Genomic DNA, 17,530 nt, shown 5'->3' with positions numbered 1-17,530 from the left:
GAAGTACTAATTTTGTCGATATTGGTGCAATTGAAAAGGTGACCCTTCTTTGAGAGAAAAGTCACCTGGTAAAACTATTTTTGTAATAACGCTTCTATATGTTTGACGACATTCTCAACATTGAAGCCATATTCTTCAACGACTTTATCACCTTTGGCAGATGCGCCAAAACGATCAATTGCCAGGATATCACCTTCATCACCTGTGTATCTTTCCCAGCCGAACGGTGATGCCATTTCAATGGCCAGACGCTTCTTGACATTTGGCGGGAGCACCTGTTTTTTGTAAGCTTCATCCTGCTCGTTAAATCGATCCCAGGATGGCATGCTGACAACATTAACCTCAATACCTTTATCACGTAACGCTTCTTTCGCTCTTACAGCCAGCTGAACTTCCGATCCTGATGCCAATAGCAGTGCATCAGGCGTCTCTTTGCCCACTTCACTGAGTACATACGCACCTTTTTTCACGCCCTCATACGCATTTTCCCTTGTGCCATCCAACACAGGAAGTCCTTGCCTTGTCAACACCAGCGCGGTTGGCTTATTCCGGGATTCCAAAGCAAACCGCCATGCTGCTCGTACTTCGTTGCCATCGGCCGGTCTGATAAGTGAAAGTCCCGGCATAGGTCTGAGCGATGGTAATTGTTCGATTGGTTCATGTGTCGGGCCATCTTCTCCAACGGCAATCGAATCATGGGTGAACACGTAAGTTACCGGATTATTCATGATTGCCGACAGCCTTACCGCCGGACGCAAGTAATCACTGAACACAAAAAATGTGCCAACATACGGTTTTATTCCGCCATGCAGTGCCATTCCATTTCCTGCTGCGGCCATTGCAAATTCACGGACACCGAACCAAATATTCTTACCTGCATAATTATTGCGTGAGAAGTCGTCCTGTTCTTTAATTGTTGTTTTATTCGAGCCTGCCAAATCAGCACTGCCGCCGAAAAGGTATGGCACAGATTTGGAAACTTCATTCAGTACTTCACCGGATGTTGCACGTGTTGCTTTGGCATCATCGTCCGTATCGTACACCGGCAGATTCTTATCCCAGTTTTCCGGCAGTTCACCCTTTATGGCATGTTCCAGTTCAGAACCGGCTTCAGGATATTTTTCCTTGTAGCTTTCAAATGAACGGTTCCACTCTTGTTCAGCATCTGCACCCTTTACAGCAATTTTTTCCCTGAAATCGTCATAAACATCCTCAGGTACATGGAATTCATCATGCTCCCACTGATAGTGCTCTTTCGTCAATTTAACTTCATCCTCACCAAGTGGGGCGCCATGTGAGGCAGCTGATGCGGATTTATTTGGTGCCCCATATCCGATAACCGTTTTTACTTCGATTAAAGTTGGCTGATCAGTATTTTCTTTTGCTTTCTTAATAGCATTCCGGATTTCATTCAGATTATTTCCGTCCTCGACCCGGATAACCTGCCAGCCATATGCTTTAAACCGTTCCTCTGTATTATCAGAAAATGCACGATTCAATTCACCATCCAATGAAATATCATTAGAGTCATATAGCGCGATGAGTTTACCCAGTTTTAAATGACCTGCGAGTGATGCGGATTCGTGGGAAATCCCCTCCATTAGATCGCCATCACTCACGAGTGCATACGTATAATGATCGATAATCGAAATATCTTCTTTATTATAGGTTGCTGCCAGATGAGCCTCAGCCATAGCCATTCCGACTGACATGGCGATACCTTGTCCAAGCGGCCCTGTCGTTGCCTCAACACCATCAGTATGGTGGACTTCCGGATGACCCGGCGTGCGTGAATCCCATTGCCGGAAAGATTTCAAATCATCAATGGTTACATCATAACCTGACAGATGCAGCAGACCGTACAGAAGCATCGATCCATGACCGGCTGACAAAACAAAGCGATCCCTATTAAACCATTTGGAGTTTTTTGGATTATGGGTCATAAAATCGGTCCACAAGGTGTAGGCCATTGGTGCTGCACCCATTGGCAGACCCGGGTGACCGGAACTTGCATTTTCAACTGCATCAATAGCTAGTGTCCTGATTGTATTAATGGATAATTGTTCGATTGATTCTGACAAAGCAATACCCCTTTCCATTGTTAGCATTCATGTCCATCCTAATTCTATAATGAATCTGGCATTGTAACAAGTCATATTATGTCTAATGCTTTTTGTTTCTATTTTGTAAATCACGCACTTTCTTTGGCGTGACATCTTTGCCCTCCGGATCTTTTACGGTCATTGACTTAAACTGGTTTTTAAAGGACTTGCGAACATTTTGCAAATATTCTTCCCGAAGGTCTTTTTGTTCCGCTTGCTCCTTCACGGTTAACCCTTCTTCTTTCGACTTATTTGCCAACTGATTTATGCGGTCAAGTTTTTCTTTTGATAACATTTTTTAAACCTCCTGAAAACCAATAAAAAGGCACGAACAATATGTGTGTTCCTGCCTTTTTATATTACACTTCCATAACGTCATATTCAAGTTTGGAGGTGTTCACGATACCTGCGATGGACAGTTGCTTTCGAAACCGGATAACCTAATCCATTGAGTGTATTGGCAATTTCACGGAATGTCATATCGTTTTGCCTCAGTCGGACGACTTCCTCAATCGGAAATGATTTGCGTTCTTTTCCGGGAGCCTTGTCACGGTTTGTTAGGTTCTTACTCGGATCAAAACCGTTATCAACTGCTTTCCTCATGCCTCGTTTGATTTTTATATTATGGATTTGACGTTGGTATTCCTCTACAATACTGACAATCTTCAGCACCATGGAATCTGATTCAGACAGTTCAAATTCTCCATTATACAGCCCTGAATAGACGCGAACATCCAATTTTTCCAATTGATGAAACAAAGCAATCTTTGTATTGCCGCGCCCTAATCTTGTTTCATCCTGAATCAGCAAACAATCTGCCTTTTTGTCCGAAAAATAATCCAGCACTTCAAAAATACCATCTCTATCTATTTCATAGCCGCTTGCCTGTTCTTCTATACAATCTATAACTGTAAAATGATAGTTTCCGGCAAGTTCCAGCAATTCTTCTTTCTGCCGTTCTAATGACGTTTCCTGTGTTTGCTTGTCCGTACTCACTCTGCAATAAATGATAGCTCTCAAGTTAAAGTCTCCTTAAGTCTGTTATGCACTTGTTATCAAAGAAAAATATAAAAATATCAATGCTGCTGCAAAAGCTGCTAAATAGAATATATCAGTTTTCGTTAATTTTCCAAACATATGCGCCATCTCCTTTAAATGTTCAACAAGAACTATTGTTCGTATATACTATTATATACGAACGTACGATCTTGTCAATAGTTTTTCGAACGAATGTTTGTCTATTTTAAAAATCCATGGTATACTTTTCTCAATAAATATTATGTGCGAGGTGTTTAATAGATGACAAAACTCTCAAAACGGCAAGAAGCAATTCTCGACTATATTAAAGAACAAGTGGATGCAAAAGGGTACCCGCCGTCAGTCCGGGAAATTGCAGTAGCAGTCGGGCTAGCTTCCAGTTCAACCGTCCATGGTCATTTGGCACGACTGGAAAGCAAGGGGTTTATCAGACGAGACCCCACAAAACCAAGGGCTATAGAAGTCCTGGAACAATCTGAAGAAAGTCACATACCAAGAGAAGAACCGCGTTATGCTCCGGTAATTGGTAAAGTAACAGCAGGTATTCCCATCACCGCAGTGGAAAATATCGAGGAATTTGTACCATTGCCAGGCACCGTTACAGGAACTGACGAAAATTTGTTTGTGCTTGTCATTGAGGGTGAGAGTATGATTGAAGCGGGTATATTGGATGGAGACATGGTTATTGTTAAACAGCAAAACACAGCACAAAATGGTGATATTGTTGTGGGCATGACCGAAGAAGATGAAGCCACTGTGAAGCGGTTTTTTAAAGAAAAAGATCACGTCCGTCTGCAGCCGGAAAACGCAACCATGGAACCGCTCATTTATAAAAATGTGACCATATTAGGAAAAGTAATCGGGCTTTATCGAAATATTGATTAAAAACGAGGCTTTCATCACATTTAGCTGATGAAAGCCTCGTTTAAGGTTATACATAATTGTGGCAAATTAAATAGTGACTAAAAATACTTAATACACAAATGTAACGTTTTGAGCTCTATTTTTATCTATATTGTATTAGTCTATCAATCTGTCCCCTCTTCAGTTTCATTCTTCAATTTAATTTCTGATTCACTTGGCTGTCCTTGCGTTTGTTGACCTTCAAGCTGATTTTTTCGAAGGTAGTGGACCAGCTGCCGGACATTTTCATTAAGCTCCCGGTCCATTTCATTTTTGCGTTTCATGAAACCCATAGCCTTAAAAATAAATACAATGGACAAAACAAGTATAAATATGACAACAAGACCATACAGCCCTATAAAAAGCAGGCCGAACAAAGCTCCGGCAACATCTCCGCCAGTTCCAGCATCCATTATATTATCAGCTCCTTTTTGTCAGCTTTTAAGTATTCAGCAGATTCGTATAGTTGTCTTTCAACATGTATATGATGACCATACCAAAACCTATTCTTCAAAAACTAATAGCTTGTTAAATATTGTTCCCGTTCCCATGGGTGTACTGTTGTTCTGAACAAATCCCACTCAATTTCTTTTGCTTCAACAAAGTGCTCGTAAAGATGATCGCCTAAGGATTCGACAACAATATCGTCTTCCTTCATCACATCCAAAGCATCTTTTAATGTAGCAGGTAAGTCTTTCACACCGTTTTGCTCACGTTCTTCTTTATCCATATCATAAATATTCTGGTCAACAGATTCAGGAGGCCTTAATTGATTCTCAACACCATCCAATCCGCTGGCAAGCAAAACCGACATGGCCATATATGGATTGGCAGCAGGGTCCACACTCCTGACTTCAATACGCGTGCTCAGTCCGCGTGAATACGGAATACGAACCAACGGACTTCTGTTTGTGCCTGACCAGGCGACATAACACGGAGCTTCGTATCCGGGAACAAGCCGTTTATACGAATTCACTGTCGGATTGGTCACGGCCGTAAAGTTTGTTGCATGCTTAATGACACCAGCAGTAAATTGATAGGCAATATCACTTAATTGCATTTCTCCTTCTTTGTCAAAAAATGCATTATCGCCATTATTGAATAGCGACATATTGACATGCATACCTGATCCATTAACACCGAACAATGGTTTTGGCATAAACGTTGCATGCAGGTTATGTTTTCTGGCAACTGTCCTGACAACCAGTTTAAACGTTTGAATATCATCAGCATGTTTTACTGCATCAGAATATTTAAAATCAATCTCATGCTGGCCAGGTGCTCCTTCATGATGTGAGGCTTCAATTTCAAATCCCATCTCTTCCAATTCAAGCACAATATCCCGCCGGCAGTTTTCACCCAAATCTGTCGGTGCCAGGTCAAAATAACCACCGCGGTCATTTAACTCCAGTGAAGGCTGGCCTTTTTCATCAAGTTTAAATAAAAAGAATTCGGGTTCTGTACCGATATTGAAGGCATCAAAACCAAGCTCTTCCATTTTCTGCAGATTTCGTTTCAAGTTATATCTTGGGCATCCTGCAAAAGGGGTTCCATCCGGGTTATAAATATCACAAATAAATCGGGCAACTTTCCCTTTTTCCGACGTCCACGGAAATACAACAAATGTATCTAAGTCAGGGTGCAAGTACATGTCCGATTCCTCGATACGGACAAAGCCTTCTATAGAAGATCCATCAAACATCATCTTATTATCCAGTGCTTTGTCCAGTTGACTGAGTGGAATTTCAACATTTTTTATCGTTCCCAGCATGTCTGTAAATTGCAGACGGATGAATCGAACGTTTTCTTCCTCAATTTGTTTCACAATCTGTTCCCTGGTTAAACCTGAGCCCATTATTTTCCTCCTCAATTGTTAGTCTGTAATCTAAGGGATGCAAGTTTTAATATGGTTTTCATCATAACCTATTGAATGTTGTATCGCAAATATGATTCCATGACAGCTTTTAAATATCGTCATCAGCTCTTTACTGTCATCAATCCCTGTTCAATCAGAGCATCAACCGCTGCTTCGAGTGCAATTTTCACATGGGCATATGTTAATCCACCCTGCACAAATGCCGTATAAGGTTCCCTGATTGGTCCGTCGGCTGTTAATTCAATGCTGGCACCTTGGATGAATGTGCCTGCTGCCATAATGACCTCATCCTGGTATCCCGGCATTTTACTTGGATAAGGTGTCACAAAAGAATCGACCGGTGAATTATGCTGTATCGCCTGGCAAAAAGCAATCATACTTTCCGGATTATGAAATGTAACGGACTGAATGAGATCAGTGCGATGCGACTTATAATCAGGGCTTGTACTAAAACCCGCCAAATCAAGGTATCTTGCCGTCAATATGGTGCCTTTCAAAGACTCCCCAACAATATGCGGAGCCAAAAACAGTCCCTGAAACATTTCCTGCAGTGTATTGAAAGTGGCGCCGGTTTCCTTGCCAAGACCCGGGGCAGTCAGACGGTTGGCACATTGTTCCACAAGTCTCGTTTTGCCGGCTATATACCCTCCTGCACGTACAAGACCGCCACCCGGATTTTTAATCAGTGAACCGGCCATTATATCAGCACCTGCATGCAATGGTTCGCGTTCTTCAACAAATTCGCCGTAACAATTATCAACAAACACAATCACATCTTCATTTAGTTCTTTTACAAAACGGACCATCTCTTCAATATCATCGATAGTAAACGATGGTCTATCGTCATACCCTTTGGATCGCTGAATACCTATCACTTTCGTTTGTGCTGACATTTTTTGCCGGATTTCCGGAAAGTTGATGGACCCGTCCTCTAATAAATGAACCTGATTATATGTAACTTGAAAATCGTTCAATGAGCCGCTATGCTCTTCATTAATGCCAATGACCGACTCCAATGTATCGTACGGTTTCCCGGTGATATACAACAGTTCATCACCCGGCCGCAAAAGCCCGAATAAAACAGTTGAAATGGCATGAGTTCCGGATACCATTTGCGGTCTGACGAGTGCATCCTCTCCGGCAAAAACGTCGGCGTAGACATCCTCTAATATCTCCCTGCCGCGATCGTCATAACCGTAACCGGTGGTCGATTGAAAATGGCTGTCGCTTACACGATTTCGTTTAAAGGCATCAAGTACCCGTTTCTGGTTTGTCTCGACTATTTCGGATACTTTTTCATGCTGTGTTGTACAGTCAATTTCTGCTTGTGATAACAAATTTTTCAGCATCTGTGTCTTAATACTCCTTTATGAAACGTTTCATGGGATGGGTTGGCCGGATATAGCCACTAACGATATATTTATTTTCGTCTTCATCAAAGGAACGATTTGTCATAATCGTTTCCTTTTTCAGGCGGTGCAGCAATTTCCCCCTGTCTGGCGTTAAATGCACTGTATACCAGTCCCATTCATGCTTCAGTGTTTCCTCCAGTTTTTCCAATAGGCGGTGAATATCAGTTGAATCGATGGCACTGATTAACATATTGGGGTGCTGCATCGGAATAAAATCTGTCTTTAACTGATCGTTTTTATTATATACTGTGAGCTTAGGTATTGTTTCAGCGCCTAAATCGTTCAGCAAGCTGTTAACTGTCTGCTGATGCTGTTCCAGATCGGAGTTGGCCACATCAACAACATGCAATATGAAATCTGCCTCGGTCACTTCTTCCAATGTTGATCTGAACGCTGCCACCAATGAGGTTGGTAAATCCTGAATGAACCCGACGGTATCGGTTATAAGTGTTTGAAAGCCTGATGGCAGCTGAATTCGGCGTGTTAATGGGTCGAGTGTAGCAAAAAATTGATTTTCCACCATTGCATCACTTTTTGTCAGCTGATTAAAGAGCGTGGATTTTCCGGCATTCGTATACCCAACAATGGCAACTTGAAAAGCATCATTTGTTTTTCTTCGTTTACGGTATTGCTCCCGCTGTTTTACAACTTGTTTTAATTGTTGTTTAATATCATCGATTCTGCGTCTGATATGCCGCTGGTCTGTTTCCAATTTTGTCTCACCGGGCCCGCGCGTTCCAATACCTGCACCTAAACGTGACATTTCCTTTCCTCTGCCGCGCAGCCTTGGCAGCGTATACTCCAACTGCGCAAGTTCAACCTGCAGTTTACCCTCTTTCGTGCGGGCACGCCGAGCAAAGATATCCAATATCAGCTGACTTCGATCAATGACATGAACACCGATATGATCACTCAAATTACGCAGCTGTCCGGCAGATAATTCATCATTGGAAATGACAATATCCGCCCCCAACGCTTCAGCCGCTTCTCTGATTTCAGCCGTTTTACCTTCACCAATATAATAGGCAGGATGGATTCGCTGCCGATTTTGAGTAATAACTTTTTCGACGGAACCTCCTGCTGTTTCAGACAATGATTTCAATTCATCAAGTGATGATTCAAAACGTTCATCATGATCATCAGGCATTTTTACGGCTATAATTACGATTCTTTCTGACATATTAATACCTCTTCCTGTAAGAAGAACTTCATACTTTATCTCCAGTCATTATCATAGCAAAGAACGGACAACACTACAATTCACCCCTGATTCAATCTGTATCAAATTTCAGATCATCACCTGTTAAATAAATCAGATCATCAATCGAAAACATTTCTTTATTTAATAACCTCACCGCATGACGTCTGATTGATTGTTCAACAGCATTACGAATATAACGGGCATTAGCAAAATTATAGTGTGTTTTTTGCTTTTGTTTGTATAATTGTGTTCTTAACTTCCATTCTGCCTCTTTCGTTAATTCATATTCCCGGTCCTGAACCATTTGTTTGGCAATATTCATAAGTTGATCGATATCATAATCCTGAAAGTCCAATATAAACGGAAATCGGGATTTCAGTCCGGGATTCAGTGTTAGAAATCGCTCCATTTCATATGGATACCCAGCTAATATTAATACAAAATCGTTATGATTGTCTTCCATATGCTTCACTAATGTATCGATTGCCTCTTTACCGAAATCTTTTTCCCCGCCCCGGGCAAGAGAATAGGCTTCATCAATAAATAGAATGCCGCCCATAGCCTTTTGAATGATAGACCTTGTTTTCTGAGCAGTTTGACCAATATACTCACCAACCAAATCAGCACGTTCTGCTTCAATGAAATGTCCTTTTGACAGCAAATTCATGTCAAAATACATTTCGGCTAACTTTCGGGCCACTGTTGTTTTCCCTGTCCCGGGGTTTCCTTTAAAGAGCATATGGAGTACTTGCTTTGACTCGGTTAAACCCATCTCGTTTCGTTTTTCATTAACAACGATTGTTGCATAAATTTCTTTAATCGTTTGTTTTAAATCTTTCATGCCAATAAATGAGGAAAATTGCGAATCAATATGTGAAAAAGAGTTACCGGCAGTAAAAGACTGATTATCTTCTGCAAGTGCCGGCTGCTTATCCTGCAAAATAATATTAATTTGTCCGTTTTTGTTTCGGGTTTTTTGCGTATCCACATGATCACTCCTTCGTCACGATAGTATACGTGATGAAAGAGCAAGGTGTGACAAACGCCTATACTTACGAAGGTTAAATAAAGGTTGTTTTAACTACAATCGAATTGAGATACAATTTGGGGGCGTATTTTTAAAAAAATTTTCACAATCAACATGCCCCTTTTTTGATAAAACTTTCGATTGTAGTAAAGGATGGCTTATCACGCGTGTAACTTGAAGTAAGGTACCCCCCATTCCAGGAATACAAAAATACAACTGATGAAAAATTTGATAAAGTATAGAATGCTTGGACAATCGGCGAAATACTGCTTTTAATTCCAAGAGCAATAGCACAATTCTTTAAATTTTAAGCACAAAATCAGAAGGGAGTTTTCTTGTTTAAATGATGAAAACACCTTTATTACGACAAAAAAACATAAAGTAAAAACGCACGGATTTTAATACCTGTGCGTTTTTATGTGCTGATTATGATGTTAATTTGTATAGAAATGGTATGCAAAATGTTGTTTAGCTTGCGTGTTCACTTTTTCTCTCCCAAAACTGAATTCGTTACCCTGAGGCCACCTGTTTCTACTACTCTTTATCCAATGAAATATTCTTGACCGGGGCAAATGTTGAAATAGCGTGTTTAAAAATCAACTGCTGTTTTCCGTCTGTTTCGATTAATACCGTAAAGTTATCGAATGCCTTCAAAACCCCCCGCAATTGAAAACCATTGGTTAAAAACACTGTAACTGAAACATGGTCCTTTCTGAGTTTATTTAAGTATTGATCCTGAATGTTTACGGACTGTGCCATTGCATTTCCTCCTCTTTTCTATCTGTATTTAATTACTTCTATATATTTTGTAACATTCCTGCCAGATCTGTTAAAATATTTCTAAATGTTTCTTTACTTTTTTCTGGTGTAATGGTATACCAGTTCACATTCATTTTATTTTTAAACCACGTATATTGCCGTTTTGCATAACGTCTGGAATTACGTTTCAATAAACGAACGGTCTCATCAAATGGCTGCTCACCTTTAAGATAAGGGACAAATTCCTTATACCCGATACCGCGCATTGCTTGATGATTTTCATAACCGTGATTGTACAATGATTTGGCTTCTTCCAGCAACCCTTGATCCAGCATTTGATCAACCCGGTTGTTTATACGCTTATATAGCAGATCGCGGTCCATCTCCAATCCTATAAAAATAGGATTATATGGTGACTGGTCTGTCTGGTTTTTTTGATATTCAGACATCGTTATTCCTGTTGTTTCATAGACTTCCAGCGCGCGGATGAGTCGCCTGTGATTATTCGGATGAATTTTTGCGGCCTGATCCGGATCAACCCGCTGCAAATAATTATACAGAACATCGGCTCCTTGATCATTCAGCCGGCGTTCCAGTTGTTGGGTAACCTTTTCATCCCGTCTTTGCCGGGAAAAATGATAATCGAATAAAGCAGCCTGAATATAAAGACCGCTTCCCCCGGCAATAATCGGGACTTTCCCGTGTGAATCTATTTCTTCAATATAGTGTTGAACCAGTCTCTGGTAATCAGCGACTGAAAAAGATTCTTCCGGATGTTTAATATCCAGCATATAGTGCGGGACGCCTTGTTTTTCTTCATCGGTAATTTTTGCAGTCCCGATGTCCAACCCTTTGTACACTTGCATGGAATCCCCGCTGATAACTTCCCCGTTAAAACGGCCGGCGATTTCAACGCTTAGTCCGGTTTTCCCCACGGCCGTTGGTCCAACAATTGCTATGACTGTTTTCTTCATCAGCATTCCCCTGTTATTTTAAAAATCGGAAAGAAAGTAAAAAATTTCGGATGACAGTTTCAATATGGAAATCGGCAACTCGCCGATTTCTTCAAGTCTGACTTCGGGCATCTGACCTCTGAAAAGACGAGGCTGGAGCCGAATCTTTCTTATTCATACGCGCGATATGCGTGCATCATCCAGACATATTTTTCAAGTTTGCCTTGAAGCGAAATGAGCAAATCCAACGTCGGTTCATCATGCCTCTCAGATGCATATGGAATCCCTTCCTCTTTTATTTCCGTTATTAGCTGTTGATAATCCTCAATCAGTTTGGCGGTTATTTCATCTTCCGTATCATCTGCTGTTGCTTCCTCCAGCGTTGCTTCCTTTATGTATTTGGTCATCGTTGCCAATGGTTTGCCGTCAATCATTAATACTCTTTCGGCAATGTCATCCAAATCTTCAGCAATGGTGGTATACATCTCTTCAAATACGTTATGCAGCTGAAAGAAATGCTTCCCTTGTATAAACCAATGATAGCGATGCAGTTTGACATACATGACAAAATAATTGGACAATAACTGATTTAAAAAATTGATAAGTTTTTGATTATCCATCAATGACACCTCGCATTCTTTTCTTTTAGTTTTTACAAGGCGCTGATGAATTATACATGAGTACATGACACTTATGACTGTTCTGATGATTTTTTGTTTGAACCTATATTATATCTGGAATTATAGTATAACTCAAGTTTTATTGGCAAACAATTGTTCGCGATTTTTTTAAATATGGCCAGAGTTAATGAGTTAATTATCATTACTTTAATTGCGGACGTTACTTACCATTGTCATTTAGAAAAAAAGAGAACATCACCATAATTGCGCCTAACGCCTTCACCCATGCACCAATTTCAGGAAGACGATTTTCAATATCCCTTAGTTCCTTGCCGCCTCCAATCGCTATGATTGAGGCCCCTATTGTAATAAAGGTGACACCATACGAGAGGAGTATATCTTCTTTGGGGTTGAAAACTTCAGTGAGAGCCAAACTTCCACCCAATGCTTGCTTTAAATTCCCTTTAACAACCAAACGATCTGTTGCCTCATCTGAGGTTGGCACCATATTCCCATAAACGACAGCAAGATTACCAGCTGATAGCGTTTTAAGACCGAGTTTTTCGAAATCCAGTTCATCTATGGTATCAGCCAAGAGTGCATTAGCAGTTGCAGCAAGCGAGTTACCATATGCAAGCAATCGGGATCTGGTACTTTCCCCTAAGTTAATCTTTTCCGTTTCAGAAATAGCTTCCAGAATCACACCCATAGCTAATACCCAGGAGCCAACCCGTTCTTTATCCTGACTCATTTCCTCCCCACCTTCAAATTACAAGTCTTTATTTATCTTATGGCTTTACTTGGCCAATTGTAACCTATAGAGAAAAAAGGGGGTGCTGTAGGTGCAGAACAGCATGCATAAGTTTAAAAAAGCGCCAGGACCCTTATCAAGGTTTGGCGCTTTTACCGTCACATCACCCGCTTAAACATCTTTTCCAATTCATAGGAAGAGAAATGAATAAACTGGTCTTCCATGCGGACAAGTGAATGGATCTGAATGATTTCCGCAAGCTTTCCAGCAGCGTGAACTATCATCGTGATTTAAATGGTGTGTTTGTTCCTTGCACGACATTAAAGCAGCGGCATCTTCCCTGATTTTTCCAACAATCAACCTTTTCTCCTGCATGATTCTGGTCATCATTCCGGATAACCTCTCTTCTTCAAAAAACCTTTCGGAAACCAGCTTGGATGGGAGCGAATAATATAAGTCTGGTTGCCGAATGGTTCAAAAAACAAACCGATGTTTTCAAGCTCCTGCATATGATGTTCGATAAAAATGGTTTCTTGTTTTGAAAACTCAAAGGTTAAGGGAATCAATAATTCCTGCAGTTCGTTCACTGTTTCACCCAATTTTTTTCTGAACCGTTCAAATTTAATGCGTTCCTGAGCAGCATGCTGATCAATCATATAAAAACCATTTTCATTTTGTGCCAGAATATATGTGCCCTGCAGCTGACCAATTGGATACATGACAGGAACTCGTTCCTCTTTAACTGATGGGTCTGATGATGCATTGAGATCTTTGATTGGTGTATCAGTTGGCCTTTGATCCCCGTTATCAATTGCCGAACTTCCCGAATGACTGTTGAAAGAAGATGACTGCTTAACTTGATCCGTCATTTCGCTTCCAAAGATTTCGGGTTTATATTCCTTCACGTGCTGATCAGGCGGAATGTTGCCTGGTTTCTGTTCAGATTCCTCAAATGTCATGGTGTCCTGAACTGATTGCTTATGTTGCCGTGGTTGTTTCTGTTCCATTTCCGGTATTAACGTTGTGTGTCTGAACGCGTCCCGAATCGTTTCTTCCACTGCTTCAAATAATGCTTTGTCTTTGCTGAAGCGGACCTCCAGCTTAGTAGGATGCACATTGACATCAACTAAAACGGGATCCATTTCAATCGTTAAAACAACGACCGGGGAACGTCCAACCGGGAGAAGCGTATGATAGCCTCGCGTAATAGCGTGTGCGAGTTGCATACTTTTAATAAACCTTCCGTTAACAATCGTCGACATATAGTTTCGGGACGCTCTGGTGACTTCAGGTTTAGCAACATATCCTTCAATCGTAAAATCCAGTGTTTCATGCTTGACCGGAAGCATTTTTCTCGCAACATTCATACCATAAACCTGGCTGATGACCTGCAGCGGATCACCGGTGCCTGCTGTCTTGAACAGTGATTTCCCGTTGTGTACGGCTTCAAAGCGAATATTTGGATGAGACAGGGCCAGCCGATTTAATAAATCCGTAATATGGCCAAATTCAGTGTGGATGGTTTTCATATATTTTAAGCGTGCAGGTGTGTTGAAGAATAAATCTTCAACAGTGATTTCCGTCCCTTTCCGAGCATCACTTTTGGACCTCTCAGTAACTGTACCGCCTTCAATTGACAAATATGTACCAGCGCTTTCACCTTGTGAGGTTTTTACTGTTAATCGGCTGACGGCTGCAATACTTGCCAGTGCTTCACCCCGGAATCCCAGTGTATTGACACGAAATAAATCCGTTTCGTTTTTGATTTTGCTCGTTGCATGACGCAAAAAAGCTTTCTCTGCATCATCTTCAGGCATGCCATTTCCATTATCAGTCACTTTTATTTTTTGCAATCCGGCTTCTTCCACATCCACTCTTACCCAGGAACTGTCTGCATCAATACTGTTTTCTATCAGTTCTTTAACAACAGAGGCAGGACGTTCCACTACTTCCCCGGCAGCTATTTTGTTGGCAAGTCCATCTGGCATTTGAAAGATTTCCATGGAAACAGTCCTTTCTATCTTACGCTTTTGCCTGTTTTTGCAATCGATATAATTCATTCATAGCATCCATCGGGGTCATTTCAAACAGATTAATATTTTTTAAATCATTGATCAGCTTATTGTCAGATTGCCCGGATGGTGCTTTCGTCTCTTTGACAGGTGATTTTTCCTCTGCAAAAAACGACAGCTGTCCAGCTTCTTCAGGGCGTGACTGATCGCTCTTTTCCAGCTGTTCCAAAATCGAGCCTGCCCGGTCAATCAGGGATGAGGGAAGACCGGCTAATTTAGCAACATGAATGCCGTAACTTTGGTCAGCTGCACCGTCTTTTATTTGATGAAGGAAAACAACTTTCCCTTCATATTCTTCTGCTCTGACATGAATATTTTTAAGTTTATCCAATGAATTCTCCAAAGTTGTCAATTCATGATAATGTGTGGAAAACACAGTTTTGGCATGAATATGATTATGAATCTGTTCGACGATTGCCTGTGCAAGCGCCATTCCATCATACGTGCTCGTGCCGCGACCGATTTCATCCAGTAAAATTAAACTGTTCTCGGTCGCATTGGCAAGTGCATGGTTCGCTTCAAGCATCTCAACCATAAATGTGCTCTGGCCGGAAACGAGATCATCAGCCGCTCCAATACGCGTGAAAATTTGGTCAAACAGCTGCAGCCGAGCCTCTTCACAAGGGACAAAGCAACCAATTTGTCCCATTATAACTGTTAGAGCAAGCTGGCGCATATAAGTGCTTTTTCCGGACATATTCGGGCCGGTGATTAAGAGAATATCAGTCTCCTGATCCAGTACAATATCATTCGGAACAAACGCATCATCTTTCATAACCCGCTCGACAACCGGATGACGTCCATTTTTGATAAATAACTTGTCTTGTGAAAAGTGCGGCCGCGTATACTGATTAGCTTCACTTACAACAGCAAATCCCTGGAGCACATCGATTTGACTGACAACTTCTGCCAAGTATTGTATTTCCGGAATACGTTCTTTTACCTGATCACGTATTTCCAGGAACAGTTGATATTCCAAATCAACACTTTTCTCTTCTGCTTCCAGGATCAGTTGTTCTTTTTCTTTTAATTCCGGTGTTATATACCGCTCAGCATTTGTCAGCGTCTGTTTCCGTTCATACCTGTCTTCGGGAAGTAAATGCAAATTAGCTTTAGTCACTTCAATATAATAGCCAAACACCCGGTTAAAACCTACTTTTAACGATTTAATACCGGTTTCCTGTCTCTCCTTCTGTTCCAATTCGGCGATCCATTGTTTTCCGTTTCTGGAAGCTTCACGATACTTATCAAGTTTTTCGTGATAGCCGTCCTTAATGATGGAGCCTTCTGTTATGGATACCGGCGGGTCATCGTGTAAACTGGAAACGAGCAGGGAAACAAGGTATTCCGGATAGCTGAGGTCCCTGCTTAATTCGTTTATTTTTACCTGATCAAATTGGTTTAAAATTGTCTTTAATTCAGGAATCTTTTCAAGTGATTGTTTCAGCTGAATCAAATCCCGTGCATTGACATTGCCATAAGCAACCCTTCCAGCAAGCCTTTCCAGATCATATACCGACTTTAATGCTTCACGCAAAGCATCGCGATCCATAAACCCATGTAAAAAACCTTCCACAACATCGAAGCGTTCTTCAATTTCCTGCTGCTTTAACAAAGGACGGTCAAGCCATTTTTTCAGCATTCGCGATCCCATTGCTGTGACGGAATGATCAAGAACCCATAACAGGCTGCCATGCTTACCTTTCTTCATGATGGTCTCGGTCAATTCCAAATTACGCTTTGAGTACATATCCAATGATAAATAATAGTCCAATTCAATAACGTTGGCAGGCTGCAGGTGATCGAGTGATCGTTTTTGTGTATTTTGTATGTAATTAAGCAGCCGACTGAAAGCTTGTACAAGACGTTCATCATTTAAATTCTCACACAGAGGCCGGTACTCAGCCTTAAATGTGATCTCATCCTGGAATGACACTGTTATATTTAACTTTTCATACAAGGCCTGTTGGCATGTTTCAGGCAACTCAGAAGAAATGACCATTTCTTTAATCGGCTGATTATACAATTCATGCAACACAGCATCCCAGCCACCGGAAATGAGTGCAACACTGCTCTCACCAATCGATAAATCATTATAAACAATCACATATGAACCATCATGAAAATGGGAAAGACTTGCTATATAGTTATGATCACGTTCCTCCAGCATGTTCGTTTCCATAACAGTCCCGGGCGTAACTAATTGAACGACTTCCCGTTTCACAACACCTTTAGCAGCTTTTGGATCCTCAACCTGTTCACATATCGCTACTTTATAACCTTTATCGATTAAATTTTTAATATAATTGCTCGCGGAATGGTAAGGTACACCACACATCGGAACGGAATCCTCTTTTCCGCCATCCCGTTTGGTAAGTGTTATTTCCAATTCTCTTGCTGCGTGAATGGCATCATCAAAAAACATTTCATAAAAATCACCAAGCCGGAAAAATAAAAAAGCATCCTTATGCTCAGCTTTAATTTTTAAATATTGCTCCATCATGGGTGTTTTAGCCATTACAATTCCTCCAAAACCATACGAATATATTAATATATTATAGCATATGTTGCCGAATAAAGACGACTGTTATCGGTTGTTTGTTATGAAAAATCGCTGACGCGTCTTTTTAGATGCCGGAGTTCAGAGATCGGATTGGACGAAATCAGCGAGGCAGCAGATTGCCATATTAATGCTTTCTTTTCAATTTTAAAAAACAGGTATTTGGATTATCGTGTGGAAAGAAGATAAAAAGTACCCTTATAATTGCTATTTAAATTGATTAGAACAAAAAATAAAACTTTCTAAATATATAATA

General features: G+C 40.9%; 14 protein-coding genes and 1 pseudogene. 1 reads left to right on the top strand and 14 read right to left on the bottom strand.

The window, feature by feature from the left end:
• Positions 1–74 precede the first annotated feature (74 nt).
• From tkt to Len3610_RS05340, 3 genes are all read right to left on the bottom strand, one after another.
• A complete protein-coding gene (gene tkt / locus Len3610_RS05350; protein ID WP_176449558.1) occupies positions 75–2,081 on the bottom strand; it encodes a transketolase in 2,007 nt (668 codons plus the stop codon).
• An 82-nt stretch (positions 2,082–2,163) separates the two neighbouring features.
• On the bottom strand, positions 2,164–2,397 hold the full coding sequence (locus tag Len3610_RS05345; protein WP_176447039.1) for a DUF896 domain-containing protein: 234 nt from the start codon (positions 2,395–2,397) through the stop codon (positions 2,164–2,166).
• Between the two features lie 86 nt (positions 2,398–2,483).
• Positions 2,484–3,122 carry a YneB family resolvase-like protein gene (locus tag Len3610_RS05340; RefSeq protein ID WP_176447038.1) on the bottom strand — a complete coding sequence of 213 codons (639 nt, stop codon included), beginning with the start codon at positions 3,120–3,122 and terminating at the stop codon, positions 2,484–2,486.
• Positions 3,123–3,401: 279 nt separating this feature from the next.
• Here Len3610_RS05340 and lexA point away from each other — a divergent pair, with 279 nt between their 5' ends.
• A complete protein-coding gene (gene lexA / locus Len3610_RS05335; protein ID WP_176447037.1) occupies positions 3,402–4,025 on the top strand; it encodes a transcriptional repressor LexA in 624 nt (207 codons plus the stop codon).
• A gap of 143 nt (positions 4,026–4,168) precedes the next feature.
• On the opposite strand, the gene Len3610_RS05330 is transcribed toward lexA, so the two are convergent.
• The 11 genes and pseudogenes from Len3610_RS05330 to mutS all read right to left on the bottom strand — a co-directional run bounded on the left by Len3610_RS05330 (position 4,169) and on the right by mutS (position 17,232).
• Positions 4,169–4,456, bottom strand: a complete 288-nt coding sequence (locus Len3610_RS05330; protein ID WP_176447036.1) for a hypothetical protein — start codon at positions 4,454–4,456, stop codon at positions 4,169–4,171.
• Between the two features lie 104 nt (positions 4,457–4,560).
• Positions 4,561–5,898 (bottom strand): type I glutamate--ammonia ligase, encoded by a 1,338-nt coding sequence (gene glnA, locus Len3610_RS05325; RefSeq protein WP_176447035.1) that lies wholly within the window; start codon positions 5,896–5,898, stop codon positions 4,561–4,563.
• A 122-nt stretch (positions 5,899–6,020) separates the two neighbouring features.
• Entirely contained in the window at positions 6,021–7,268 is a 1,248-nt protein-coding gene (locus Len3610_RS05320; protein ID WP_176447034.1) for a methionine gamma-lyase family protein, read from the bottom strand.
• Between the two features lie 7 nt (positions 7,269–7,275).
• The gene (gene hflX / locus Len3610_RS05315; RefSeq protein ID WP_176447033.1) at positions 7,276–8,511 is read right to left on the bottom strand and encodes a GTPase HflX; all 1,236 of its coding nucleotides are present in this window, start codon (positions 8,509–8,511) and stop codon (positions 7,276–7,278) included.
• 91 nt (positions 8,512–8,602) lie between these two features.
• The gene (gene spoVK / locus Len3610_RS05310) at positions 8,603–9,520 is read right to left on the bottom strand and encodes a stage V sporulation protein K (protein WP_176447032.1); all 918 of its coding nucleotides are present in this window, start codon (positions 9,518–9,520) and stop codon (positions 8,603–8,605) included.
• A 573-nt stretch (positions 9,521–10,093) separates the two neighbouring features.
• Positions 10,094–10,318 carry an RNA chaperone Hfq gene (hfq, locus tag Len3610_RS05305; protein WP_176447031.1) on the bottom strand — a complete coding sequence of 75 codons (225 nt, stop codon included), beginning with the start codon at positions 10,316–10,318 and terminating at the stop codon, positions 10,094–10,096.
• Between the two features lie 38 nt (positions 10,319–10,356).
• Positions 10,357–11,292 (bottom strand): tRNA (adenosine(37)-N6)-dimethylallyltransferase MiaA, encoded by a 936-nt coding sequence (gene miaA, locus Len3610_RS05300; RefSeq protein ID WP_303700088.1) that lies wholly within the window; start codon positions 11,290–11,292, stop codon positions 10,357–10,359.
• 149 nt (positions 11,293–11,441) lie between these two features.
• Complete coding sequence (locus tag Len3610_RS05295) at positions 11,442–11,891, bottom strand: Dps family protein (protein WP_176447030.1); 450 nt, start codon at positions 11,889–11,891, stop codon at positions 11,442–11,444.
• Positions 11,892–12,111: 220 nt separating this feature from the next.
• Complete coding sequence (locus tag Len3610_RS05290; RefSeq protein ID WP_176447029.1) at positions 12,112–12,642, bottom strand: DUF6944 family repetitive protein; 531 nt, start codon at positions 12,640–12,642, stop codon at positions 12,112–12,114.
• 158 nt (positions 12,643–12,800) lie between these two features.
• Positions 12,801–14,645: pseudogene (gene mutL / locus Len3610_RS05285) on the bottom strand (DNA mismatch repair endonuclease MutL).
• Positions 14,646–14,664: 19 nt separating this feature from the next.
• Positions 14,665–17,232 carry a DNA mismatch repair protein MutS gene (mutS, locus tag Len3610_RS05280; RefSeq protein ID WP_176447028.1) on the bottom strand — a complete coding sequence of 856 codons (2,568 nt, stop codon included), beginning with the start codon at positions 17,230–17,232 and terminating at the stop codon, positions 14,665–14,667.
• Positions 17,233–17,530: the final 298 nt, after the last annotated feature.

The organism is Lentibacillus sp. CBA3610 (assembly GCF_013373365.1).
Taxonomy (GTDB): Bacteria; Bacillota; Bacilli; order Bacillales; family Amphibacillaceae; genus Lentibacillus.
The sequence above is the reverse complement of the archived record's forward strand: the minus strand, read 5'-3'. Positions and strand labels throughout refer to the sequence as shown.